Genomic DNA, 23,490 nt, shown 5'->3' with positions numbered 1-23,490 from the left:
ACCCTTCCAAGGACGCCATGCCATCCCCCGTGTTTTCCGCTGCCCACACCGCTGCCCTGGGTGAACCGGCCCTGCCGCAACACACCCCGCTGGTGGCTGCCGTCCGTGACGGCCTCGTGGAGAGCGTCCACTACGGCTCGGCAATCGCCCTTGCCGCTGACGGGTCCGTGGCGGCAACCGCCGGTGATCCGCTGGCTCCCTTCTACCCGCGGTCCGCGCTCAAGCCGCTCCAGGCCGTCGCCATGGTCCGGGCCGGCCTGGAGCTTCCGGCCGACCTCCTGGCCCTGGCCGCCGCAAGCCACTCGGGCTCGGCAGCCCACCGCGACGGCGCCCGGCGCATCCTCGATCTGCACGGGCTGGCCCCCACCGACCTTGAGAACAGCTCCGACCTCCCCTACGGCACCGCCGAACGTGAGGACTGGCTGCGCGCCGGCGGCGGCCCCACGCAAATCATCCAGAACTGCTCCGGAAAGCACGCCGCCATGGCCGCGACCTGCGCGATCAACGGCTGGTCCGTCCGGGGCTACCTCGAACCCTCCCACCCGCTGCAGCAGCTCGTGGCGCAAACCGTCACCGACCTGACCGGCGAGGCCCCCGCCGCGCTGAGCACCGATGGCTGCGGCACCCCGCTGTTCGCCCTCTCACTGGGCGGCATGGCCCGCGCCTTCGGCCGGATCGCCCGGGCGGCTTCCCTTGCAGCCACGCACGGCGACGGCGGGCCCGATTCCGGAAGCGCGGAAGCCGCCGTCGGGCTCGCCATGCAGCGGCACCCGGACATGGTGGCCGGTGAGGGCCGCGACGTCACCGACCTGATGCGCCTGCTCCCGGGCGCCGTGGCCAAGGACGGCTTCGAGGGCATCCAGCTGGTGGGCCTGGCCGACGGCGGTGCCGCAGCCGTCAAGATTTCCGACGGCGGAGACCGCGCCCGGATGGCCGCCACAGTGCAGCTGCTGGCGGCGCTGGGCGTGGACACCGCGCGGCTCGCCGGCATCGCCACCGCCCCGGTCCTGGGCGGCGGCCACCAGGTGGGCCAGCTGCTGGCCACTGACTTCCTGAATACCAACCCGTCCACGCCCGTCAACGAAGCCCTGTGAGGACCCTTATGACCATGATCGACACCGCTGCGGACGCAACATCCGCCCCCGCCACCAGGTCCGAGCACGACCTGCTGGGCGACCGGGACGTACCCGCGAATGCGTACTGGGGCGTGCACACGCTCCGGGCCGTGGAGAACTTCCCGATCACCGGCCAAAAGCTGTCCTCCAACATGCACCTGGTCCGCGGGCTGGCCGCCGTCAAGCTCGCGGCCGCCCGGACCAACCGTGAGCTCGGCCTGCTGGACGCCGAGCGGGCCGACGCCATCGAGCAGGCCTGCCAGGATGTCCTGGCCGGCCGGCTTGCCGACCAGTTCGTGGTGGACGTCGTCCAGGGCGGCGCCGGGACGTCGTCGAACATGAACGCCAACGAGGTCATCGCCAACCGTGCCCTGGAAATCCTTGGCCACCTCAAGGGCGACTACGCCAGGCTGCACCCGAACGACCACGTCAACCTCAGCCAGTCCACCAACGACGTCTACCCCACGGCCGTGAAACTGGGCACCATCTTCGCCGCCCGGGAACTGCTGGCCGCACTCGAAGAACTCGAGGACGCCTGCGCCGCCAAGGCCATGGAATTCCGCACCGTGGTCAAGATGGGCCGCACCCAGTTGCAGGACGCCGTCCCCATGACCCTGGGCCAGGAGTTCGGCAGCTACGCTGTCACCATCGGCGAGGACCGGCTCCGCCTGGCGGAGGCCGAGTTGCTGATTCACGAGATCAACCTCGGCGCCACCGCCATCGGCACCGGCCTGAACGCCCCTTCCGGGTACGCGGACACAGCCTGCCGGCACCTGGCGGAGATCACCGGGGTGCCGCTGGTGACCGCCGTCGACCTGATCGAAGCCACCCAGGACGTTGGCGCCTTCGTGCACCTCTCCGGGGTGCTCAAGCGCGTTGCGGTCAAGCTCTCCAAGATCTGCAACGACCTGCGCCTGCTCTCCTCAGGCCCGCGTGCCGGTTTCGGCGAGATCAACCTTCCCGCCGTCCAGTCCGGCTCCTCCATCATGCCCGGCAAGATCAACCCGGTGATCCCGGAAGTGGTCTCCCAGGTGGCCTACGAGGTCATCGGCAACGACGTCACCATCACCATGGCCGCCGAAGCCGGGCAGCTCCAACTCAACGCCTTCGAACCGATCATCGTCCACAGCCTCCACAAGAGCATCTCCCACCTCGAAGCAGCCTGCCGCACCCTCACGGCCCGCTGCATCCGGGGAATCACCGCCAACACCGAACACCTGCGCCGCACCGTGGAGCAGTCCATCGGCCTGGTCACCGCCTTGAATCCCCACCTCGGCTACGCCACCGCCACCGCCATCGCGCAGGAAGCACTTGCCACCGGCAAGGGCGTGGCCGAGCTGGTCCTCGAACACGGGCTCCTCACCGACGCCCAACTCCAGGACCTCCTCAGCCCCGAACGCCTGGCAAACCTCACCAAGTAGGCCCCACCCGCCCCCTGGCCTCGCAAGCTCGGCCAGGGAACCCGGCGGGCGTGGGCCCACCAACACCCCCCCAGTCTGTAAGGACACTCCAATGACAAATTCCCCCCTTCCAGACCACTTGATTGATGGTGGTCACGCGCATGCGTCCGAGACCTCCCTGCACGCGGAGGACAAGGGCTACCACAAGAACCTCAAGCCGCGGCAGATCCAGATGATCGCGATCGGCGGTGCGATCGGTACCGGCCTGTTCCTCGGCGCCGGCGGCCGCCTCAACGCTGCGGGCCCGTCCCTGGTCATCGCCTACGCCGTGTGCGGGTTCTTCGCGTTCCTGATCCTGCGTGCCCTGGGCGAACTGGTCCTGCACCGGCCCTCCTCAGGCTCCTTCGTCTCCTACGCCCGCGAATTCTTCGGCGAAAAAGCCGCGTTCGTCTCCGGCTGGTTCTACTGGATCAACTGGGCCACCACCACCATCGTGGACATCACCGCCGCCGCCCTCTACATGCACTTCTTCGGCAACTACATCCCCTGGATGGCCGACGTCCCGCAGTGGGCCTGGGCACTGACCGCCCTGATCGTCGTCCTCGCCCTGAACCTGGTCTCCGTGAAAGTCTTCGGCGAAATGGAATTCTGGTTCGCCCTGATCAAGGTCGCCGCCCTCGTCGCGTTCCTGATCATCGGCACCTACTTCGTCATCTTCGGCACCCCCGTCTCCGGCCAACAAGTCGGCATCAGCCTCCTGTCCGATAACGGCGGGATCTTCCCCAACGGCCTGCTGCCCATGATCATCCTCATGCAAGGCGTCCTGTTCGCCTACGCCTCCATCGAACTCGTCGGCACCGCCGCCGGCGAAACCGAAAACCCCCAAAAAATCATGCCCAAAGCCATCAACTCCGTGGTCTTCCGCATCGCCGTGTTCTACGTCGGCTCCGTCATCCTCCTCGCCCTCCTGCTGCCCTTCACCTCCTACCAAAAAGGCGTCAGCCCCTTCGTCACCTTCTTCGGCTCCATCGGCGTCCAAGGCGTGGACGTCATCATGAACCTCGTCGTCCTCACCGCCGCCCTGTCCTCCCTGAACGCCGGGCTCTACTCCACCGGCCGGATCCTGCGCTCCATGTCCGTCAACGGCTCCGCCCCCAAATTCGCCTCCCGCATGAACAAAGCAGGCGTCCCCTACGGCGGCATCGCCATCACCGCCACCGTCTCCCTCCTCGGCGTCCCCCTGAACTACCTCGTCCCCGCCGACGCCTTCGAAATCGTCCTCAACATCGCCTCCGTCGGCATCATCATGACCTGGGCCACCATCGTGCTGTGCCAAATCCAACTCAAACGCTGGGCCGACAAAGGCTGGGTCGAACGCCCCACCTTCCGCATGTTCGGCGCCCCCTACACCGGCTACCTCTCACTCCTCTTCCTCATCGGCGTCCTCATCATGGTCTTCATCGACTCACCCCTGACCATGCTCGTCACCGCCATCGCCTCCATCCTCATGGTCGCCGGCTGGTACGCCTGCCGCACCCGCATCCGCCACATCGCCGAAACCCGCGACGGCTACACCGGCACCTCCCCCGTCATCGCCAACGCGCCGGCGGATACCTTCAAGAAGTAGCCGCCTTAACGGCCAGCGGCGGCACCCAGGTCCCATTCCGGGACCCGGGTGCCGCCGTCGGCCGTTTAACGCCGGCCTACTGTGACGGCTTAATAACCATGGCCGAGCCGCCGCCGCGCCTCACCGGCTCTGCGGCCGCAAGGGTCCTGCCGTCCTTCAGAAATTCGATGGCGGTGGCCGCCCCGATCTCCGAAGCGGAAGTGAACGAGTCGCCGGACGGGGTCAGGGTGTGGCCGAAGCGGGAGGTCAGGGCAGCACCGTACTTGTCGATGAAGGCAGGCTCAGCGGTGACGCTGGCCGTGTTCCGCTGCGAAGCGCGCGGAGCCGCGATGGCGTCCGGGGTGCTCATCCCCAGGTCGATCCGGTTGACCAGGGTCTGCAGCACCGTGGTGATGATGGTGGAGCCCCCCGGTGATCCCAGTGCCAGGAACGGCTTGCCGTCCTCCAGCAGGATGGTGGGAGACATGGACGACCTGGGCCGCTTGCCCGGCTGGATCCGGTTGGGGTCGGTGGCGCTGTACACCGTGGAGAAGTCCGTGAGCTCGTTGTTGAGCAGGAAGCCGCGGCCGGGCACAACCATGCCGGACCCGCCGGTCTGCTCGATGGTCAGCGTGTACTCCACCACGTTGCCCCACTTGTCCGAGACGGTCATGTTGGTGGTGGAGATGTTTTCGGTGTCCTTCTCATCGGCGAGTGCCGCCGGGCCGGTCGGGCAGGTGCCGTCGTAGGAGGTGACATCGCCGGGCAGCACCGGCTTGGTTGCCGCATGGGCGGGATCCAGCTCGCAGGCGCGTTCCTTGCCAAAAATCGGATCAGTCAGGGCTTTGGTCGGGACTTTCACGAAGGCGGGGTCGCCGACGTACTTCCCGCGGTCGGCGAACGCCAGGGCGCTGGCCTCGAGGTAGTGGTGCAGGACGGCCGGCTGGTCCGCCTTCAGGGCTGGCAGGTCGAATATATCCAGGATGTTCAGGGACTCCCCTATGGTGGTGCCACCACTGCTGGACGGAGCCATGCCGTAGACGTCATAGCCGCGGTAGTTCACGTGGGTGGGGTCCTGGTCCACTGCCCTGTAGTGTTCCAAGTCCTCCGCCGTCATGGAACCCACGGGAACGGGGAGCTTGGTGTCCGGGGACTTGGGCGGATTCTGGACTGTGTGGGCGATCTCCTCGGCGAGCGGGCCGTTGTAGAACGCGTCCATGCCGTTGCGTGCCAGCAGCCGGTAGGTGTCCGCGAGGTCATGGTTCTTGAAGACCGATCCCACCTCCGGCAGCTTGCCGCCCTGGAGGTACAGGTCCTTGGTGGAGGTGAAGGCCGCGAACCGCGTTTGATTGTCCTGGGTCTGGTTGCGGAATGTCTCATCCACCACGAAGCCGCGGTCCGCCACCTTGATGGCCGGCTTCAGGGCATCCCCCAGGCTGATGCTGCCCCAGCGTTCCAGCGCGCGTTCCCAGGTGGCCGGGGTGCCGGGGACGCCCACGGAGACACCGCTGGTGACCAGTTCCGGGGTGAACGGGTAGGGCTTGTTGGTGGCGGGATTGATGAAGGCATCCGGTTTGATTCCCGCCGGCGCCGTTTCGCGGCCGTCAATGGTGCTGACCTTCCCGGACTTGGCATCGTAGTAGACAAAGTAGCCGCCCCCGCCGATGCCGGCGCTGTAGGGTTCGGTGACGCCCAGCGTGGCTGCGGCGGCAACAGCGGCGTCCACCGCGTTCCCGCCCTTCCGGAGGACCTCGATGGCCGCTGCCGACGCTTCCGGGTCCACGGTGCTGACCGCGCCGCCGTACCCGGTGGCCGTGGGATTCTTATCGGTCTGCCGGGGGTCCGCTGCAGCGGGACTGACGGCGCCGGTGGTCACGCCGATGGCCAGCGCCGCGGTAACAGCGGCGAGCCGGCGTCCGAAATGTGGCATGGTGGCTCCTAAGTGGGGGTTCGTGTGATGTGGGCCACGCTACTCTTCGGGTAGGACACACTCAACGATTCCGGAAGGAAGGCACCATGCCAGGAGGATCCAAGCTCGCAGTGGTGGGGGCCGGGAGCGTTGGTACATCACTGGCCTATGCCTCGCTGATCCGCGGCTCGGCAAGCAGCATCGCCTTGTTCGACGTCAATGCGCCAAAGGCTGAGGCGGAGGCCCTGGACCTTGCCCATGGCAGCCAGTTTGCCGCGGCATCGGCAACGGTGGCCGGTGGCGGGGACATCGCCGTCACGGAGGGCGCCGACGTCGTGGTGATTACTGCAGGCGCCAAGCAGAACCCGGGCCAGAGCCGCCTGGACCTGGCCGGCACCAACGTGCGGATCCTCGAACAGCTGATGCCGCCGCTGCTTGAGCGGGCTCCGGAAGCTGTCTACGTCCTGGTCACCAACCCTTGCGACGTCCTGACGGTGGCCGCCCAGCGCATCTCCGGGCTTCCTCCGGAGCGGATCTTCTCTTCCGGCACAGTGCTGGACACGTCCCGGCTGCGCTGGCTGCTCGCCCGGCGGGCAGGTGTTTCCGTCACCAGCGTGCATGCCAGCATGGTGGGCGAGCACGGCGACACCGAATTTCCGCTGTGGTCCGGCGCCACGATCGGCCCCGTCCCCATCCGCGACTGGACGGACGGCGGCGGGCGGATCTTCACCCCTGAGTACTTGGCCACCACCGCCCGGGACGTGGTGCAGGCCGCCTACAAGGTCATCGCCGGCAAGGGCGCGACGAACTACGCCATCGGCCTCTCCGGAGCCCGCATCGTGGAGGCGCTGCTCCGCGACGACAAGGCGGTCCTGCCCGTCTCCACCGTCTTGTCCGGGCAGTATGGAATCTCGGACGTGGCCCTGTCCCTTCCCAGCGTGGTGGGCCGCGGCGGGGTGCACCGGGTCCTGGACACACCCATGGACAGCCACGAACTGGCAGCCCTGCAGCATTCCGCGGACACCCTGCGGCACACCATGGACAGGCTCGGCATCTGAGCGGAGCAGAGGTGGGGGCGGCCGGCGTCATGCAACGCCGCCGCAACCCCTCCCGCTGTGCGCTTCACATATGCTCACCTGAGATGTCCACACTGGCTCAACGACGAACCAACAGGAGCAACCCATGACCAACTGGCGGATCAGGGATTTCCACTCGGCGGACCTGGACGGGATCCTGCACCTCTGGGAGACGCTGAAGGCGAGCAACGTCGAACCCGTGTACGCGCTCTCCGAGGTCCTCGCGTCATGCGAGAAAGACCATGCGGTGGTGGCGGTGCAGGGCGACCAGGTGGTGGGCGCCGCCGTCGGACGCGCCGCGCACGACCAGGGCTGGATCGTGTTCCTTGCCACCCTCCCCGAATACCGCGGCCGGGGCATCGGCACCTCGCTGCTGGCCGCCGTCGAGAACCGGATGGCCCCGCACGGGCTGAACAAGCTCTCGGCGCTGATGCCGGAGTCCGAAACCCGGGTGGAGGCCTTCCTGGGCCGGGGCTTCGCGCTGAAGAAGAACCTGCGCTACTTCGAACGCACCATCCCGGTCCAGCGCCAGGAACTGGGTGCCTTGGGCCAGTTGGGCGGCCGCGTCCTGGCCCGCGACCTGTGGGAAAACGTGGCCGGCATGCGCAAGGAAAAGGAACTGCTGGAACGCCGCCTGGTGCTCCCGCTCGCCGAGGCGGACCTGGCGGATGAATTCGGTGTGGTGCCGCCGCGCGCCGTCGTCCTCTTCGGCCCTCCGGGCACGGGCAAGACCACCTTCGCGAAGGCCATCGCGTCCCGGCTCGAGTGGCCGTTCGTGGAGGTGTTCCCGTCCCGGCTGGCAGGCGACCCCCAGGGCCTGGCGGGTGCGCTGCGGGAGACCTTCCTGGAAATCGCGGAGCTGGAGCACGCCGTGGTGTTCATCGACGAGGTGGAGGAGATCGCGTCCCAGCGGGCCGGTGATCCGCCGTCACCGCTGCAGGGCGTGACCAACGAGCTGTTGAAAATCATCCCGGCATTCCGCGAGCAGCCCGGCCGTCTGCTGGTGTGCGCCACCAACTTCATCCGGGCGCTGGACTCCGCCTTCCTGCGCCACGGCAGGTTCGACTACGTGATTCCCATCGGCCTGCCGGACCGGCAGGCGCGCGAGGCGATGTGGCAGCGGTTCATCCCCGCGGCCGTGGTGGACGCCGTGGACGTGGAGCTGCTGGTGGAACGCACCGAGGGCTTTTCCCCGGCGGACATCGAATACGCTGCCCGCAGCGCCTCCCAGCGGGCCTTGGAAAAGGCAGTGTACGACGACGGCGGCGTGGCTTCCGGCGGCGAGGTTTCGGTGCGCGAGGCGGTGCGGAAGGGCCCGTCCACCCAGGATTACCTGGACGCGATCAGTGAAACGCGCACCACGGTCAGCGCGGAGGTGCAGGCGGACTTCCTTGAGGACATCGGCTCGCTGGGCCGGGTCTAGTTGCCGGAAGCGTCGTCGTAGGAGAGGTTCTCGTAGTCGGTGTCGTCGTCCTCGTCCAGCATGGCGTCGAATTCCTCCAGCAGCCAGGGGTTGATACGGGCGAGGATCTTGCGGGTTTCCTCCACGGGGACCGCTGCGTACAGCACCGGCCGGGCGTCCTCGTAGCGGGTGACCGGCGGCTTGTCAGGCCACTTTTCCGCCAGGGCTTTCACCCGTTCGGGCAGCGAATTGTGGGCGTTGTCGGCGATCTTGACCAGCGTGGCGTCATGGTCCTCGGCAATGAAAAGGATGCCGGCCTGGTAGTCGTCCGGGTTGTCGTGCAGCCGTTTGGTGACGCGCTCGATGATCCGCACGGCGCGCTCGGAGACGCCCATGTCCAGCAGCGCCTGCCGGGTGATCGGGGTGTCCTCCGCGATGTCGTGCAGGTAGCCGGCGATCCGGACGTCGTCGTCGAAATCTGCCAGGGCGTCACCCACGGCCAGGACATGCTCGCGGTACGGCCGCTTGAGTTTGTCCTTTTGGCGGTTGTGGGCAACTTCGGCGAGGACCTTGGCCGTCTCCACCGTGAATCGTGGCCCACGGAGGTTCGCGTCCGCGCTTCCTGTTTCTGGCATGGGTCCAGCCTACGCGCCTGTCCCGGGCATGCCCGGCCACATCCATGGCTCCATGGGGAGCGAGCGGGGGTCAAAGGATGCCAGGGCATTCGCCAGCGGTCCGGCCGGGAGCCCCAGCGAATCGAGGATGGTGTCCCGCACCCGGGCTGCGTCCACCCCCGCCGATGCCAAATCCGCCAAGGTCACTGCGCCGTCGCGCTTCGCCAGCCGCGCGCCGTCGCGGTTTACCACCAGGGGCACGTGGGCATATTCCGGCACGGGAATATTCAGCAGGGATGCCAGGTATGCCTGCCGCGGCGTGGACGGGAGAAGGTCGTCACCCCGGACCACTTGGTCTATGCCTTGCGCGGCATCGTCCACCACCACCGCGAGGTTGTAGGCGGTCACACCGTCATTGCGGCGCAGCACCAAGTCATCCACCACCCCGGTGAATTCGCCGTGCAGAACGTCATGGACCGTGAACTCAGCGGCGTCCGCCCGCAGCCGGAGGGCCGCGGGCCGGGTGGAGCGCTTGAACTCCAGCTCCGCCCGTTCCAGGTTTCGACAGGTCCCCGGGTACGCACCTTGGGGCGCGTGCGGTGCGGAGGCGGCCTCCTGGATTTCCCGGCGGGTGCAGAAGCACTCGTAGGTAAGCCCTTCCTGCTCCAGCATGGCAATCGCCCGGGCGTAGAGGGGCCCGCGCGCCGTCTGCCGCACCACGTCGCCATCCCAGGTCACTCCAACGGCCTGGAGATCCCGCAGCTGTCCCGCCTCTGACCCGGCGCGGGCGCGGTCCAGGTCCTCCACCCTCAGCAGGAACTCCCGTCCGGTGGATCGGGCAAAGAGCCAGGCGAGGATGGCAGTCCGCAGGTTTCCCACGTGCAGTTCACCGGAGGGGCTGGGGGCGAAACGTCCGGCGGAGGTCATGGATCCACCTTAGGCCGGACAGCACAAGAGCCCCTCAGCTACCGATGACTTCGGGGAATGCCGACGTCGGTAGCTCAGGGGCTCTTGCCGTGTGATGCGGAATGACATTGGTGTGAACAAGAGTCAATCTGCGGCGGCGTCTTTGCGGGAAGCCTGGTCCAGGGACCGGGTGGTGTGCCGGGGTTCCTGTAGCCTGCGGGATGCCGACGGTAGCCCGCATCCCTTATTGCCATGATTTCAGCAGATGACCTACAGTAGGCGCAACCGGAGTGATGAGAAGTGGTCAAACTGACTAATTGACGCCTCATAACAAAGCAGGAAGTGGTCAGATTGCAGGAACTCGATTCAACCGACCGGCGCATCCTGGCCGCGCTGGATGACGATCCCCGGGTGCCCATCATGGTGCTTGCGCAGAAGCTGGGCCTTGCCCGCGGCACTGTCCAGTCACGCCTGGAGCGGATGGCCGCCTCGGGCGCCCTCCGCCCCAACAGCAGCCGGGTACTGCCCTCGGCGCTCGGCCGCGGGGTGGCCGCCGCCGTCAGCGCAGAACTCGACCAAAGCCATCTGAACGAGGCCATCGCCGCGCTGCGCGAAATCCCCGAAGTCCTGGAATGCCATGCACCCGCGGGGGACACGGACCTGCTCATCCGCGTGGTGGCCAAAAGCCCGGACGACCTCTACCGGGTGTCCGAGGAAATCCGCCTCTGCCCCGGCATCGTCCGCACCTCCACGAGCATGTTCCTGCGCGAGGTCATTCCGTACCGGACCACCGGGCTGCTGCAGGACGGGCAGGGGTAGCCCGGCACCACAGGGCAGTTCTCCCCATCGCACCCGGGCATCCGCTGCGGCTAGGCTGGCAGCGAAAGATCCACTGGGGGAAATAATGGCGGGAAACTTCTATGGCGCGGACGTCGGACAGCTGCGCCAGATGGCAAAGGAGCTGGCCAGGGGCGCCGGCCGGCTGGAGCAGCTGGGGCAGCAACTCGGCGGCTCTATTGCCTCCACGAGCTGGAAAGGCAGTGACGGCGAGCGTTTCCGCGGCGACTGGAACGGCTCCCACGCACGGACGCTGAGAGCGGCGGCAGCCGGCGTCCGCAGCGCATCCAAGGCTCTTCTGCAGAATGCCGACGAGCAGGACCGTGCCAGCAGCGATCCTGCGGGCGGTGGATCAGGGGGTCCGGGCAGCGGCGGCAAGTCGTCGACGGACGACGCCGCCCGGGAGCTGACGGACAAACTCAGCGGCATGACGCCTGCGGAACGCGATGCCTACCTGAAATCGGAGGAATTCGGGCAATGGGTCCGGCAAAACCAAGCCAACGCCGATGCGGCGAAAGGCATCCTGGACGGCCTGGTGGACTCCGGCGCCCTGCCGCCTACCGGCCCAGGCGGCCAGGTCAACGCCTACGGCCGGTTCCTCCAGCAGTACTGGTCGGAATCCGCCATGCGGCAGGCCGGGATCGACCCCAACCACTGGGATCCGTCCAAGGGCGTTGACTACAACCGCGCCGATATCTACAAGGTGTACGCCTTCTACGCTGAGCTGTACAAGAACGACCCCCGCATGGAGTGGATCGGCATGGCCAACCAAGTGGGGCCGACCTTCATCGCCGGCTTTGAAGACATCGCGTTCCTCCGCCACATGGCGGAGACCGGCCGTGACATTACTCCGCTGCTGTCAGGCGGAGACCCGGTCAAGCGGGCCGCGCTGGCTGCACTGGCTGAGTTCAGCACCTCTGAGCTGCACTACTACGAAACCACCTTCCTGCAGATGCAGAAAGAGATCTTCACGGACATCGGATCACAGCACTTTGCCTACCAGCAAGGCGGCATTGCCGAGATCCAGAGGTTGGAGCGCGCCGGGATGGTGAGCACCCGCATGAATGACGCGTGGGCCGGCATTGATTCTGTCCCGGCATATCGGGGCCCGGAGGGCTACCACCACCTGTCGCCGGCCGAGCAGACGGCCCTTCATCAAGCATCCTTCAACATGGCGGACCAGGAGCAGAACTACGTTATCGCCGACGACTACGACAACATCCGCGGACGCACTACCGGAACGGTGTTTACCGAGGCCATGACCGTCCTGGGTGAACCCAGTATCGATGGGGCCAAGTCTTACTACGAGCAGTTCCCGGCGGCGACCCCGTACGTTGACATCAGCAGGATCCCGCCCGTCGGTATCGATCTCCATCACGGCAACATCTCCGTCCGGGAGGATCGATGGCGCCTCATCGACCAAGACACACTCGGCGCCTACGAGAACTGGCTGCACGGAGAGAAGGACCCGTACGGTGAGATGGTGAAACCCATGCCTGACCGGGTGGAGGAGTACCGGATGGTGCCGGCGGACGTTCGCAAGGCTGTGGGTGCCCCGTGAAGCTGCGTATCGTCCTCATGGCCCTGCTCGCGGCGCTGTTGAGCGGCTGCGGCATGTTCCCTGATGAACACTCAATCGAAAAGGAAGAGATCGTGGCTAACGGCAATTCCCAGTTCACGCCCGAAGGCATCGAGGCCATCAAGAGCAGCGGGAAAGCGGTCTTCGATTTCACCAGCCTGCCCATGGACATGTCCGCTCTTGGGTTTTCGACAGGTTCCGACGGAGCCCTGGTGGCAACTGACTCCGACAAGTTGATTGACGTAAGGATGACCACGCCCCACGGCGTGGTTGAAATGCGTACGGACACCATTCGAATCCGTCCCGGGGCAGACAACACGGTGGACCACATAGACATATTCATCAACTACCCTGACGCCCAGGACGCCAACGCTGAAATCAGGCGGGCTGTGGATGAACTGGGTTTCGTCATTCTTCAGGACGCCGAACCCATTGGAGCCGACTTCAAAGACGGTTCCGGGAAGGAGCAGTGGAACCCCGGAATGGGCAACAAGACGGGAACCGTCTTTTCCGCCGAGATCCTTTCCAACCACGACACCGGCCGGATGACGTTCATCTACTCCGTGCACCTCGCCGGGAAGTACTACACCCCTGGGGCCGAGGCCGGCATCGCTGCCACGGGTAAACCCTAACCAGCTGTTACACGGGCGGGCCGGCGTTGGACTTGAGGTTCTTCATTACCAGCGTTGACGTCAGCCGCTCGACGCCCGGAAGCGAGGTCAGTTCGGTGTCGTAAAAGCGCTGGTAGGCGGGCAGGTCCGCTGCGATAATCTTCAGCAGGTAGTCGGGGGAACCGAACAACCGCTGCGCCTCCACAATGTTGGGGTTGTCCGCCACCCGGTTCTCGAAGATTTCCATGGTGGGACGGTCCACCTGCCGCAGGGTGACGAAGACGATCGCCTCGAACCCCAGGCCGACGGCGGCCGGATCAATGTCCGCCTTGTAGCCGCGGATCACGCCGGACTGCTCCAGATCACGCAGCCGCCGGTGGCAGGGCGCCACCGTCAGGCCCACCTTTGCGGCGAGGGCGGTGGCAGTCATCCGGCCATCCTCCTGGAGGTAGCGCAAAATATTCCTGTCAATGCGATCTATCACGCAATAAACATACTGCCGTTACCGCGAGGCGGGCTAAAACCGGACAGCACTTATGGCCGGATTCTCCCTATGGTTGCTCTTGAGACGCCGTCGACAGGAGAATCCCATGAATCCGCAGCTGTTCCTGGCCTTTATCGTGGTGGCCGCAGCACTGGCCTGCACGCCGGGAGTGGACTGGGCCTACACCATCGCGGCCGGCCTCCGGCAGCGCAGTTTCGTACCGGCGGTGGCGGGGCTTTGCGGCGGCTACGTCCTGCATACCGTCCTTCTGGTGGCCGGCCTGGCGGCGTTGTTGGCCGGAATGCCCGGCCTCCTGGGCTGGATCACCCTGGCCGGCGCGGCCTACCTTCTCTGGCTCGGCATTGGGACCCTCCGGTCCTGGCGCGGTGCAAGCTTTGGCGCCGCGGCGGCAGGCGGCTCCGGAACCCAGCTGCGCATTTTCCTCCAGGGCATGGGCACCAGCGGGATCAACCCCAAGGGCCTGCTGTTCTACGTGGCGCTGATTCCGCAGTTCGTCAGCGCCGACGCCTCCCTGCCGGTACCGGTGCAGTCGGGGCTGCTGGGAATGACGTTCGTGGCCCTGGCAGGGCTGGTGTACACGGCGGTGGCGCTCCTCTCGCGGACGCTGCTGCAGAGCAGGCCAGGTGCTGCGCGCGTGGTGACCCTTGCCAGCGGCCTGATCATGGTGGTGCTGGGGGCCGTGCTGCTCGGTGAACAGCTGGTGCCCTTCCTCGCCGGCCGCTCCTAGTCCCCGCTGAGTTCCTTCCAGTCCTGCTCCCACATCCGCCGCATTTCCTCGTCCTTGCGGATGGGGACCGGCGCCCCGATTTCCCGCTGCGGCTCCGGGTCCCCGCGCCGGCGTCCCCAGTCGCGCGGGTTCAGGGAACGCCGGCTCGAATCCAGGACCAGCAGCGCACGGTCCGTCAGGGCGTCATTGCGGAGTGCCAGGTGCGTCTTGCGGCGGCGCAGGACCTCGGCGATGGCCTGGTGCGCCGCGTCCAGCCGCCCTTCCCGGCGCAGCGCCCGTGCACGGACCAGGAGGAGGGCGGCGGAGAGATCGTCGGCGTTCAGCAGGCCCTCCGTCCAGTCGATAACGGTGCGGCTCCGGCCCAGGTCCAGGGCCAGCGAGCAGCGGGCCAGTGCCATGGGGAGCGACGGCGGCAACCCGGCCAGTGCGTCCAGGGCAGCTTCCGTGCGGCCTGTTTCGCGCAGCGAGTGGGCCAGTGCCAGGAATACCGATTCCTCACTGAACAGCACCGGGATCTCCACCCGTTCGGCCAGTTCAATCCGGGTGACGATCCTGGTGAGGTACGTGGACGAGTAGCGGTTCGCCTCCTCATCGTTCCGGGTGGTCAGCCCGCGCTGCAGGAGTTCGGAGGCGCGGAGGTAGCCGCCGTGCTTGTACTCGAGCAGGCCGGCCATCAGGTAGCACAGCCCGGCCCAGCCGGGGTAGGTCCGCGCCAGGTAGATCAGCCGCTCGGGTTCGCGGCTGGTGAAGACGGCCTCGTGGACAGCTTTGGCGGGTTTGGACGGCAATCGCTTGAGCCGCGGCACCTCACCGTCGAGGGACAGCAGGGCCGGATTCCGTCCGCCCAGCACTCCGGTGAGCAGGCCGCCCACGCCGCCGGCGAGGTCGTGGACCGGGGACCGCAGTTGGGCGTGCCCGAACGGCGTGAGGTCGCGGCTGTCCCAGTAGATCGGTGCGGTTTCCCCGGCGCTCATCATTCCATGCTAGCCGGGAAGCGGCGGGGTCCAAGCCGCCCGGTCAGCGGCCGGCTGCAGTAATCCACACCCCGACCACCCAGGTGCTGGCGGCGAGGCAGGCCAACCCGAATTCCGCGAGCATCCCCAGGCCGGTGGCCTTCAGGGCAGCCCAGCTGGATCTGGCCGCCGCCGGAAAATTCCGCGTGCGGACGAACTCGCTGACCAGCAAGCCGGCCGCAAAACCAACGAAGAGTCCCAGCACGGGGATGATGAACATCCCCACCACGCCCGCCACGAGCGCCACCACAATGCTGCGGCTGGGGATGGCGTGCTGCCGGAGCTTCCTGCCGGTGAGCACGGCGCCGGCGGTCATGCCCGCGGCAACAAAGATCATGGCCACCGCGAAGACCACCCACCCCACGGTTCCGGCGCCGCCCCAGATGGCCCAGGCCAGCAGGCTGATGCCTACCAGGACACTGCCGGGAAGGACAGGAATGATGGTGCCCGCCACGCCCGCCAGGATTCCCAGGCCGCACAGGATGGTCACCACGGTTTCGGAGGTCATGGTCCCCAGTCTAGGGGCGCTCCCTTAACGCCCGACGGCGGTGCTTCCTTCGGCAAAGGAGGCACCGCCGTCGTACTATCCGCAGGCGCGGATTTACTCCGCTTCCACCGCCGCGGCGACGGCCGCGGTGACGGCGGGGGCGACGCGCGGGTCCAGCGGGCTGGGCACGATGTAATCGGCTGAAAGGTCCTCGGCGGCGAGCTCCGCGATGGCGCGGGCGGCTGCCAGCTTCATGGCCGGCGTGATGCGGCGCGCGCCGGCGTCAAGTGCACCGCGGAAGATGCCCGGGAAGGCAAGGACGTTGTTGATCTGGTTGGGGAAGTCGCTGCGGCCGGTGGCAACCACCGCGGCGTACTTCACGGCTACCTCGGGCAGGACTTCGGGGTCCGGGTTGGACAGTGCGAACACGATGGCGTCCTGGTTCATCAGGGCCAGGTGCTCCTCAGCCAGCTTGGAGGAGGAAACGCCGATGAAGACATCCGCGCCGGCCAGTGCTTCGGCGGGGCCGCCGTTGATGCCACGGGGGTTGCTGCGGGCTGCGATGTCCGCCTTCTTGCTGGTGTTGTCGGCTGCGAGGTCGGCGCGGCTGCTGTTGATGACACCGCGGGAGTCCAGCAGGACGACGTCGGTGATGCCGGCGGCCAGCAGGATTTCGGCGACGGCGATGCCGGCGGCGCCTGCACCGGACACCACCACCTTGAGCCCGTCGAGTCCCCGCCCGGTCACCTTGGCGGCGTTGGTGAGGGCTGCGAGGGCCACGACGGCGGTCCCGTGCTGGTCATCGTGCATGACGGGGCAGTCCAGTGCCTCGATCAGCTTTTCCTCGAGTTCAAAGCAGCGTGGCGCGGAGATGTCTTCGAGGTTGACGGCGCCGAAGCTGGGGCGCAGGCGGACCAGGGTTTCCACGATCTCGTCCACGTCGGTGGTGTTAAGGACCAGCGGGATGGAGTCGAGGTCGCCGAAGGTCTTGAAGAGCGCCGACTTGCCTTCCATGACGGGCAGGGAGGCGCTGGCGCCGATGTTGCCCAGGCCCAGGACGGCCGTGCCGTCGCTGACCACGACCACCAGGCGCTCGGCCCAAGTGAGGGTGCGGGCCAGTTCCGGCTTGGCGTGGATGGCACGGCTGACCTCGGCCACACCCGGGGTGTAGGCGATGGACAGGTCCCGCTTGTTGGAGAGCGGAACGGTGCTGGTCACGGACAGCTTGCCGCCTTGGTGCGCGCCGAAGATTTCCTCTTCGGTCAGGGCCGTCGCTGCTGAATTGTCGGTGGCTGTAACTGCGTCAATGGACACGTCGTTGTCTCCTGGTGCTCGCCGTGGGCGCACGGCACATGGAGCTGGAGCCCGGCCGGGCCCAGCGGGGAAAGTAGTGCGACAGGAAACCCAAGGGTGGCGGGTCCAGGGGAACGCCGGGGGTGTTTCCGCCCTGCCGCTCCGGTGCGACCATGGTAGGCATCCCCAAAGGGCCAGCCGGAACACGCTGGCGCAGCTTTTCCCATGCCAAAAGGTTTAAGCAGGCGATTTAGTGACTCAGATCACGGTATTAAGGCGTATTTAATTGCCTATTGGTCTAGACCAGTTACGCAGTTTTGGTGACTGTTAATCCGGATTCGGCCCCCGGAGACAACCGCCCGCACGCCTTTTTGAGATCCTCCTCGGCTTCGAAGAGGGACAGGCGGCGGTTCCGCACGGACTGGACCAGACCAGTGACCGCCAGGAGGAGAACCCGCGCACCCACGGCATCGCCGCAGGCGCCGGCAACGAGCTTCTCGCTGAGCGCGTCGATCTCGCGCAGGAGCTCAGTGGTGTCCCGCTCCGGCAGGTATACACCCCGGCTCAGGCACTGCTCCACCGCGGGCTGCATGACGCGCATGTGGAAGATCTCCATCACCAGGCCGGAGAGGGCGCGGCCGCGGAAGCGCGGGGACGAGCCACGGGCACCGGCCTGCAGTTCGTCAAGCTGCTGCCGGAAGAGCGCGAGCATCAGGTGGGTGGGAGACGGGAAATACCGGTAGAGCGTGCCCAGCGGGACGTCTGCTTTTTCGGCGACTTCTGACAGCTCCACGGCATCAAGGCCCTTGCGGGCAAACCCTGCGGCGGTATCGAGGATGCGCGCGTAGCGGAGGCGCTGGCGGGGAGCGGAAGGCCGGGCGGCCATGGGCGGATGGTCTGAAAAAGTCTCGGGCATCAGCATTCCGGGGTTGTGTTTTTAGGGGACTGCGGCCAGGAGTGCCCCCACTTCCGTACCACCCTGCAGCCCGGTTCAACTATACGGCACCGGCGCGGAGCAGGTTGGTCAGCGGGCTTACTTTCGGACGCCTGCGGGTCAGTCCACGCCCTTGATCTTGACGACGAAGACGGCACCCAGAAGCCCGATGACAGCAGCCGTGAGGAACAGCGTCCGGTAGCCGCCCGCGTACGTCACGGCCACCAGTGCCAAGGCCGGAGCAACCACCTGCGGCAGGGAGTTGGCCACGTTGATGACGCCCATGTCCTTCCCCCGGCTGACGGCGAACGGGAGGACCTGGGTCAGCAACGCGAAGTCCACCGCCAGGTAGGCCCCAAAACCAATGCCCAGGACGGCGGCCCCGGCGAGGGCGCCCGGCCACACGGGGAAGAACGCCATGATGGCCCCGGCCATGGCGATGGTGGCTGACGAGCCGATAACGAACGGCTTCCGCTTGCCTACCCTGTCGCTCCAGGGCCCGGCCAGCACGGCGGTGATCATCACCATCACCGCGTAGATGCCGGTGAGGACCAGCACCCCGGTGGCCGGATCCGGGTAGCCGATGACGTCCCGCAGGAAGAACAGCAGGTACACGATGGTGAGCTGGTTGCCAACGTTCACCAGGAAACGCGTCAGCCAGGCCCACGCGAAGTCCGGATAGACAAACGGGCTGATCCAGAAGCCCTTGATAAAAACGCGGGGGCGGAAAGCCTCCAGTTCCGACTTCGGCAGGGCGGGATCGTTCCGGTGGAACAGGTACGGCACGACGGACAGCAGCAGGGCAGCCGCGCACAGCCAGTAGCCCACCATGAAGTTGCCGGCGACCACCGCACCGAAGACGGCGCCGGTAAGGATGCCCAGGGTCTGCCCCATGGCGGCGAGTCCGCCCACTCCGCCGCGCTGGGCCACGGGCACCCGGTCCGGGACGGCGGCGGTGATGGCGGCATAGGCGGCATTCGCGCCCAATTGCACCAAGCACCAGAAGAGCACCATCAGCGCCACAACGCCCGAAAAGGACATGGCCAGCAGGGCCGCCGTCGCCAGCACAGCCCCGGCCAGCACCCACGGCGCGCGGCGGCCGAAGCGCGACGTGGTCCGGTCCGAGAATGCGCCGAAGAGCGGGTTGGCCACCAGGGACACAGCTGCACCGCAGGCCGTGACCAGGGAAAGGATGGCTTCCTTGCTGGGCGCGTCGATGCTGATGGCCTGTTGCCCGATAAACACGTTGATCGGGCCGAAGAAGGCCGCATTGATGCCGACATTGACCAGCACCAGGCCGGTCACCCACCGCGCAGTGACCTTCTGCACCGGCTCGGCGAGCGCCGCCGTCGAACTTTCCGGGGAGGTGCCGCCCGGCGGCGCAGGCTTCTTGGACAGACTCATTGGCTTGGCTCCCCCTGGTGCGGCCGGTTGGCGGTGGGAATCAGACTATCGTGGGCCGTACCTGGCCGGCAGGCACCGCCCCGGCCGCCCCGTCGCCGAAGACCAAGGAGCAGCAGATGAGCGCACCCACCCCCGCAGAACGCGCAGCCGTGAACACCGCAGACCTCTATGACGAACGCGGCTCCGAACTGGCATCGATCCCCCTGCAGTTCCAGTCCCTGGGCGGCCGGTCGCATTTCAATGGCCCGGCCCGGACCATCCGGTGCTTCCAGGACAACGCCCTGGTGAAGTCGACGCTCGCGTCCCCGGGCAACGGCGCCGTCCTGGTGGTGGACGGCGGCGGATCGCTGGGGACGGCCCTGATGGGGGACATGATTGCCGAAAGCGCCGTGGCGAACGGCTGGGCCGGCGTCGTGATCAATGGCGCCATCCGGGACCGGCTGGCGCTCGCCCGGCTGGACCTTGGAGTCAAGGCACTTGGCAGCAACCCGAAGAAGAGCCTGAAGGCGGGCGCCGGGGAGGTTGACGTGGATGTGGTGATCGACGGCGTCACCATCCGCCCTGGGGCCGCCATCTGGTGCGACCCCGACGGCATCCTCGTGGAGGCGTAGGCGGGCGCCCGCCGCAGCGAAAGGCAGGGGCAAAAGTTGGCGGAACCGGGAATAAAAAGAGCGAGTAAGATAGTTACTGAAAGCAACTATCGCTGCTTATATCCTTTTCTTCCCCTGGAGAACCCATGTCTAAAGCCTCTGCCGCGCCCCGCGCCGGAGAAACACTGACGCAACGCCAGATCGTCACGGTAATGGTTGGCCTGATGCTGGGCATGTTCCTCGCGTCCCTTGACCAGACCATCGTTTCAACGTCCATCTACACCATTGCCAACGATCTCGACGGGCTCTCGCTGCAGGCGTGGGCCACCACCGCGTACCTGATCACGTCCACGGTCAGCACCCCGTTGTACGGCAAGTTGAGCGACATCTTCGGCCGCCGCCCGCTGTACCTGACGGCGATCCTCATCTTCCTGGTGGGCTCGCTGTACGCCGGCTCGGTCCACTCGATGACCGAACTGGCCATTGCCCGCGGCATCCAGGGCCTCGGCGCCGGCGGCCTGCTGGCACTGGCGCTGACCATCATCGGCGACATCGTCTCGCTCAAGGACCGCGCCAAATTCCAGGGCTACTTCATGTCCGTCTTCGGCATTTCCTCCGTCCTGGGCCCGGTGGTGGGCGGGGCGTTCGCCGGTTCCGCCAACATCCTGGGCTTTGACGGCTGGCGGTGGGTCTTCTTCATCAACATCCCCATCGGCCTCGCCGCCCTGACGGTGGTGTTCCTATTCCTGCACCTGCCCGCCAAGCACCTGAAGCAAAAGATCGACTACTGGGGTGCCGCGGCCATCACGGTGGCCATCGTTCCGCTGCTGCTGGTGGCCGAGCAGGGCCGGTCCTGGGGCTGGACCTCGGTCAACTCCTTCCTCTGCTATGGCCTGGGTGTGGTGGGCATTGCCTGGTTCCTGCTCGCCGAAAAGCGGGCCGGCGACTACGCCCTGATCCCGCTGCGGCTCTTCCACAACGTCACGTTCGGGCTGTCCTCGCTGCTGAACTTCATCATCGGCATCGGCATGTTCGGTGCGATCGCCATGCTCCCCATGTACCTCCAGCTGGTGAAGGGCCTCACCCCCACCCAGGCCGGCCTGATGATGATCACCTTCACGGTGGGCATCCTGTTCGGCTCCATCACCGCCGGCCGCACCATTTCGGCGTCCGGGACGTTCCGTATCTTCCCCATCATGGGCACCGGCATCCTGACCGCCGCCGCCCTGGTGATGGGCTTCTCCCTTGGCGTGGACACCGGACTCTGGGTCCCCGGGCTCATCGCGGTGTTCTTCGGCGTCGGCCTGGGCTTCTGCATGCAGCCCCTCACCCTTGCCATGCAGACCTCCGTCCCGCCGCGCGACATGGGCGTGGGCACCTCCTCGGCGGCCTTCTTCCGCTCCATGGGCGGCGCCGTGGGAACGGCTGTGTTCATCTCCATGCTCTTCAGCCTGGCAGCCAGCCGGATCGCTGACGGCATGAAGAGCGCCGCCACGGACCCCGCCTACCTGGCCGTCCTCAAGGACCCTGCCGTCGCCTCCGATCCCGCCAACGCCAAGCTGTACGACTTCTTCAAGAACGGCGCCTCCAACGATTCGCTGAATGACACGAGCTGGCTGCACACCGCCAACACCACCCTGACCAGGCCCATCACCGAAGGCTTCGCCACTTCGATCGACACCGTGATGCTGACCGCGGCAGCGCTGACCGGACTGGCGTTCCTCATCAGTTTCGCGTTGCCCCGCAAGAAGCTGACGGACCAGAAGGCCTCGCCCCAGGACAAGGACGACATGCAGATCCCGGCCCACTAGACCCGGAAGCGCAGGGAACAAACGACGACGGCGGCACGGCCCGCCGTCGTCGTTTTGCGTTCCGGAGCCGGGGGGCCAAGTGGAACCTGCGGCGGTGACGTGCCACACTGTTTAGCGCGTGTGCGCCGGCCCTTTTTGCCGGTACCGCAGCCGACGACGTCCGCACCGCATCCATAAACCCCCAACACCAGGGAGAACCATGCCCACTGCACAGGAGCAGACAACCACCCGGATACCGCGGCGGGTGATCTGGCTGGCGCTCGCGGGGGCGGTGGGTGGATTCCTCTTCGGCTTCGACTCATCCGTGGTCAACGGCGCCGTGGACGCCATGAAGGAAGAATTCGCCCTGTCCGAGGCCGTGACCGGCTTCGCCGTTGCCATCGCCCTGCTGGGCTGCGCCGCCGGGGCCTTCCTGGCCGGCAAAGTGGCCGACCGCTACGGCCGTATCCCTGCCATGAAGCTTGGCGCGTTGCTCTTCCTGGTCAGCGCCGTGGGCACCGGCTTCTGCTTCGGCGTCTGGGACCTGATCTTCTGGCGCCTGGTGGGCGGCCTGGGCATCGGCCTGGCGTCCGTGATCGCCCCCGCTTACATCTCGGAGATCTCACCGCGAAAGGTCCGCGGGCGCCTGGCGTCCCTGCAGCAGCTGGCCATCACCACCGGCATCTTCGCAGCCCTGCTCTCCGATGCGCTCCTGGCCACGACCGCCGGCGGCGCAGACCAGTCGTTCTGGCTCGGTATCGAAGCCTGGCGGTGGATGTTCCTTGCCGCCGCCGTCCCCGCCATCGTCTACGGCTGGGTGGCGTTCACGCTGCCTGAATCCCCGCGCTTCCTGGTGTTCCAGGGCAAAGAGGACCAGGCCCGGAAGGTGTTCGATTCGATTGCACCCGCCGAGGACACCGACCGGCACATCCGCGACATCCGGGAAGCCATCGAGGAAGACAAGTTGGCCGGCCAAAAGGGTTCCCTCCGCGGCAAGACCTTCGGCCTGCAGACCGTGGTCTGGGTGGGCATCATCCTGTCCGTGCTGCAGCAGTTCGTGGGGATCAACGTGATCTTCTACTACTCCACCACGCTGTGGAAGGCCGTCGGATTCCAGGAGAAGGACTCCCTGGCCATCTCCGTGGCAACGGCGGTCACCAACATCCTGGTCACCCTGGTGGCCATCGCCCTGGTGGACCGTGTTGGGCGCCGCCCCATCCTCCTCGCCGGGTCCGTGGGAATGGCCGTCTCCCTGGGCGCCATGGCCCTCGCGTTCTCCTCGGCAACGGGCAGCGGCGAGAACATCACCCTGCCGGGCGCCTGGGGTCCCGTGGCACTGGTGGCAGCCAACGTGTTCGTGATCAGCTTCGGCGCGTCCTGGGGGCCGCTGGTGTGGGTGCTCCTGGGCGAAATCTTCCCGTCCAGGATCCGTGCCCGGGCCCTGGGCCTGGCCGCTGCCGCGCAGTGGGTGGCCAACTTCGCGATCACCCTCAGCTTCCCGGTGATGGCCGCCGGCTCGCTGCCCCTGACGTACGCCATGTACGCGCTGTTCGCGGCCGCGTCCTTCTTCTTCGTGATGTTCAAGGTGCCGGAGACCAACGGGATGTCCCTGGAGCAGGCCGAGACGCTGTTCGTGCCCAAGGGGTCCAAGAAGGCCTCGTAACGCCCCTTCAGCTTTCGCCGGAAGACACC

Annotated in this window: 21 protein-coding genes; 12 read left to right on the top strand and 9 right to left on the bottom strand. The window is 66.8% G+C overall.

Going from position 1 to position 23,490, the window contains the following annotated elements; translation table 11 throughout:
* Nucleotides 1-17: 17 nt before the first annotated feature.
* The 3 genes from QF050_RS04715 (at nucleotide 18) to QF050_RS04705 (ending at nucleotide 4,142) form a co-directional block, all read left to right on the top strand.
* On the top strand, nucleotides 18-1,094 hold the full coding sequence (locus tag QF050_RS04715) for an asparaginase (protein WP_308929391.1): 1,077 nt from the start codon (nucleotides 18-20) through the stop codon (nucleotides 1,092-1,094).
* Nucleotides 1,095-1,102: 8 nt separating this feature from the next.
* Nucleotides 1,103-2,536 (top strand): aspartate ammonia-lyase, encoded by a 1,434-nt coding sequence (locus tag QF050_RS04710; RefSeq protein ID WP_308929390.1) that lies wholly within the window; start codon nucleotides 1,103-1,105, stop codon nucleotides 2,534-2,536.
* A 91-nt stretch (nucleotides 2,537-2,627) separates the two neighbouring features.
* Complete coding sequence (locus QF050_RS04705) at nucleotides 2,628-4,142, top strand: amino acid permease (protein ID WP_308929389.1); 1,515 nt, start codon at nucleotides 2,628-2,630, stop codon at nucleotides 4,140-4,142.
* A 76-nt stretch (nucleotides 4,143-4,218) separates the two neighbouring features.
* Here QF050_RS04705 and ggt read toward each other — a convergent pair whose 3' ends face one another.
* A complete protein-coding gene (ggt, locus tag QF050_RS04700; protein ID WP_308929388.1) occupies nucleotides 4,219-6,051 on the bottom strand; it encodes a gamma-glutamyltransferase in 1,833 nt (610 codons plus the stop codon).
* Nucleotides 6,052-6,137: 86 nt separating this feature from the next.
* Between ggt and QF050_RS04695 the strand changes: the two genes are divergently transcribed.
* Both QF050_RS04695 and QF050_RS04690 read left to right on the top strand, forming a co-directional pair.
* The gene (locus tag QF050_RS04695; protein WP_308929387.1) at nucleotides 6,138-7,088 is read left to right on the top strand and encodes an L-lactate dehydrogenase; all 951 of its coding nucleotides are present in this window, start codon (nucleotides 6,138-6,140) and stop codon (nucleotides 7,086-7,088) included.
* 124 nt (nucleotides 7,089-7,212) lie between these two features.
* Nucleotides 7,213-8,529 (top strand): GNAT family N-acetyltransferase, encoded by a 1,317-nt coding sequence (locus QF050_RS04690; RefSeq protein ID WP_308929386.1) that lies wholly within the window; start codon nucleotides 7,213-7,215, stop codon nucleotides 8,527-8,529.
* Here QF050_RS04690 and QF050_RS04685 read toward each other — a convergent pair.
* Both QF050_RS04685 and gluQRS read right to left on the bottom strand, forming a co-directional pair.
* The gene (locus tag QF050_RS04685; RefSeq protein WP_308929385.1) at nucleotides 8,526-9,143 is read right to left on the bottom strand and encodes a phosphohydrolase; all 618 of its coding nucleotides are present in this window, start codon (nucleotides 9,141-9,143) and stop codon (nucleotides 8,526-8,528) included. The genes QF050_RS04690 and QF050_RS04685 overlap by 4 nt on opposite strands.
* Nucleotides 9,144-9,152: 9 nt before the next feature.
* Entirely contained in the window at nucleotides 9,153-10,049 is an 897-nt protein-coding gene (gene gluQRS / locus QF050_RS04680; protein WP_308929384.1) for a tRNA glutamyl-Q(34) synthetase GluQRS, read from the bottom strand.
* A gap of 330 nt (nucleotides 10,050-10,379) precedes the next feature.
* Between gluQRS and QF050_RS04675 the strand changes: the two genes are divergently transcribed.
* The 3 genes from QF050_RS04675 to QF050_RS04665 all read left to right on the top strand — a co-directional run bounded on the left by QF050_RS04675 (nucleotide 10,380) and on the right by QF050_RS04665 (nucleotide 13,076).
* Nucleotides 10,380-10,847, top strand: coding sequence for an Lrp/AsnC family transcriptional regulator (locus tag QF050_RS04675; protein WP_308932099.1), 468 nt, complete (start codon nucleotides 10,380-10,382; stop codon nucleotides 10,845-10,847).
* A gap of 85 nt (nucleotides 10,848-10,932) precedes the next feature.
* The gene (locus QF050_RS04670; RefSeq protein ID WP_308929383.1) at nucleotides 10,933-12,426 is read left to right on the top strand and encodes a WXG100 family type VII secretion target; all 1,494 of its coding nucleotides are present in this window, start codon (nucleotides 10,933-10,935) and stop codon (nucleotides 12,424-12,426) included.
* Nucleotides 12,423-13,076 carry a hypothetical protein gene (locus tag QF050_RS04665; RefSeq protein WP_308929382.1) on the top strand — a complete coding sequence of 218 codons (654 nt, stop codon included), beginning with the start codon at nucleotides 12,423-12,425 and terminating at the stop codon, nucleotides 13,074-13,076. Before QF050_RS04670 ends, QF050_RS04665 begins: the two co-directional genes overlap by 4 nt.
* A gap of 7 nt (nucleotides 13,077-13,083) precedes the next feature.
* On the opposite strand, the gene QF050_RS04660 is transcribed toward QF050_RS04665, so the two are convergent.
* Nucleotides 13,084-13,539, bottom strand: coding sequence for an Lrp/AsnC family transcriptional regulator (locus tag QF050_RS04660; RefSeq protein ID WP_285245686.1), 456 nt, complete (start codon nucleotides 13,537-13,539; stop codon nucleotides 13,084-13,086).
* 106 nt (nucleotides 13,540-13,645) lie between these two features.
* On the opposite strand from QF050_RS04660, the gene QF050_RS04655 reads away from it, so the two are divergent.
* Nucleotides 13,646-14,287, top strand: a complete 642-nt coding sequence (locus tag QF050_RS04655; RefSeq protein ID WP_308929381.1) for a LysE family translocator — start codon at nucleotides 13,646-13,648, stop codon at nucleotides 14,285-14,287.
* On the opposite strand, the gene QF050_RS04650 is transcribed toward QF050_RS04655, so the two are convergent.
* From QF050_RS04650 to QF050_RS04630, 5 genes are all read right to left on the bottom strand, one after another.
* The gene (locus tag QF050_RS04650; RefSeq protein ID WP_308929380.1) at nucleotides 14,284-15,261 is read right to left on the bottom strand and encodes a hypothetical protein; all 978 of its coding nucleotides are present in this window, start codon (nucleotides 15,259-15,261) and stop codon (nucleotides 14,284-14,286) included. The genes QF050_RS04655 and QF050_RS04650 overlap by 4 nt on opposite strands.
* 43 nt (nucleotides 15,262-15,304) lie before the next feature.
* Nucleotides 15,305-15,808 (bottom strand): DUF456 domain-containing protein, encoded by a 504-nt coding sequence (locus QF050_RS04645; RefSeq protein WP_308929379.1) that lies wholly within the window; start codon nucleotides 15,806-15,808, stop codon nucleotides 15,305-15,307.
* Nucleotides 15,809-15,901: 93 nt separating this feature from the next.
* Nucleotides 15,902-17,101: a malic enzyme-like NAD(P)-binding protein gene (locus tag QF050_RS04640; protein WP_308929378.1), complete on the bottom strand. Its 1,200-nt coding sequence runs from the start codon at nucleotides 17,099-17,101 to the stop codon at nucleotides 15,902-15,904.
* A gap of 286 nt (nucleotides 17,102-17,387) precedes the next feature.
* Nucleotides 17,388-17,996: a TetR/AcrR family transcriptional regulator gene (locus QF050_RS04635; protein WP_308929377.1), complete on the bottom strand. Its 609-nt coding sequence runs from the start codon at nucleotides 17,994-17,996 to the stop codon at nucleotides 17,388-17,390.
* Nucleotides 17,997-18,134: 138 nt separating this feature from the next.
* A complete protein-coding gene (locus QF050_RS04630; protein WP_308929376.1) occupies nucleotides 18,135-19,418 on the bottom strand; it encodes an MFS transporter in 1,284 nt (427 codons plus the stop codon).
* A 116-nt stretch (nucleotides 19,419-19,534) separates the two neighbouring features.
* Here QF050_RS04630 and rraA point away from each other — a divergent pair, with 116 nt between their 5' ends.
* The 3 genes from rraA to QF050_RS04615 all read left to right on the top strand — a co-directional run bounded on the left by rraA (nucleotide 19,535) and on the right by QF050_RS04615 (nucleotide 23,461).
* Entirely contained in the window at nucleotides 19,535-20,029 is a 495-nt protein-coding gene (gene rraA, locus QF050_RS04625) for a ribonuclease E activity regulator RraA (protein WP_308929375.1), read from the top strand.
* A 125-nt stretch (nucleotides 20,030-20,154) separates the two neighbouring features.
* Nucleotides 20,155-21,819, top strand: a complete 1,665-nt coding sequence (locus QF050_RS04620) for an MDR family MFS transporter (protein WP_308929374.1) — start codon at nucleotides 20,155-20,157, stop codon at nucleotides 21,817-21,819.
* A gap of 199 nt (nucleotides 21,820-22,018) precedes the next feature.
* Nucleotides 22,019-23,461, top strand: a complete 1,443-nt coding sequence (locus QF050_RS04615) for a sugar porter family MFS transporter (RefSeq protein ID WP_308929373.1) — start codon at nucleotides 22,019-22,021, stop codon at nucleotides 23,459-23,461.
* Nucleotides 23,462-23,490 lie beyond the last annotated feature (29 nt).

This window comes from Arthrobacter sp. SLBN-112 (assembly GCF_030944625.1).
In the GTDB taxonomy this organism is placed as follows: domain Bacteria; phylum Actinomycetota; class Actinomycetes; order Actinomycetales; family Micrococcaceae; genus Arthrobacter.
Note: the sequence above shows the minus strand (reverse complement) of the source record. Positions and strands in the feature narration are given on the sequence as shown.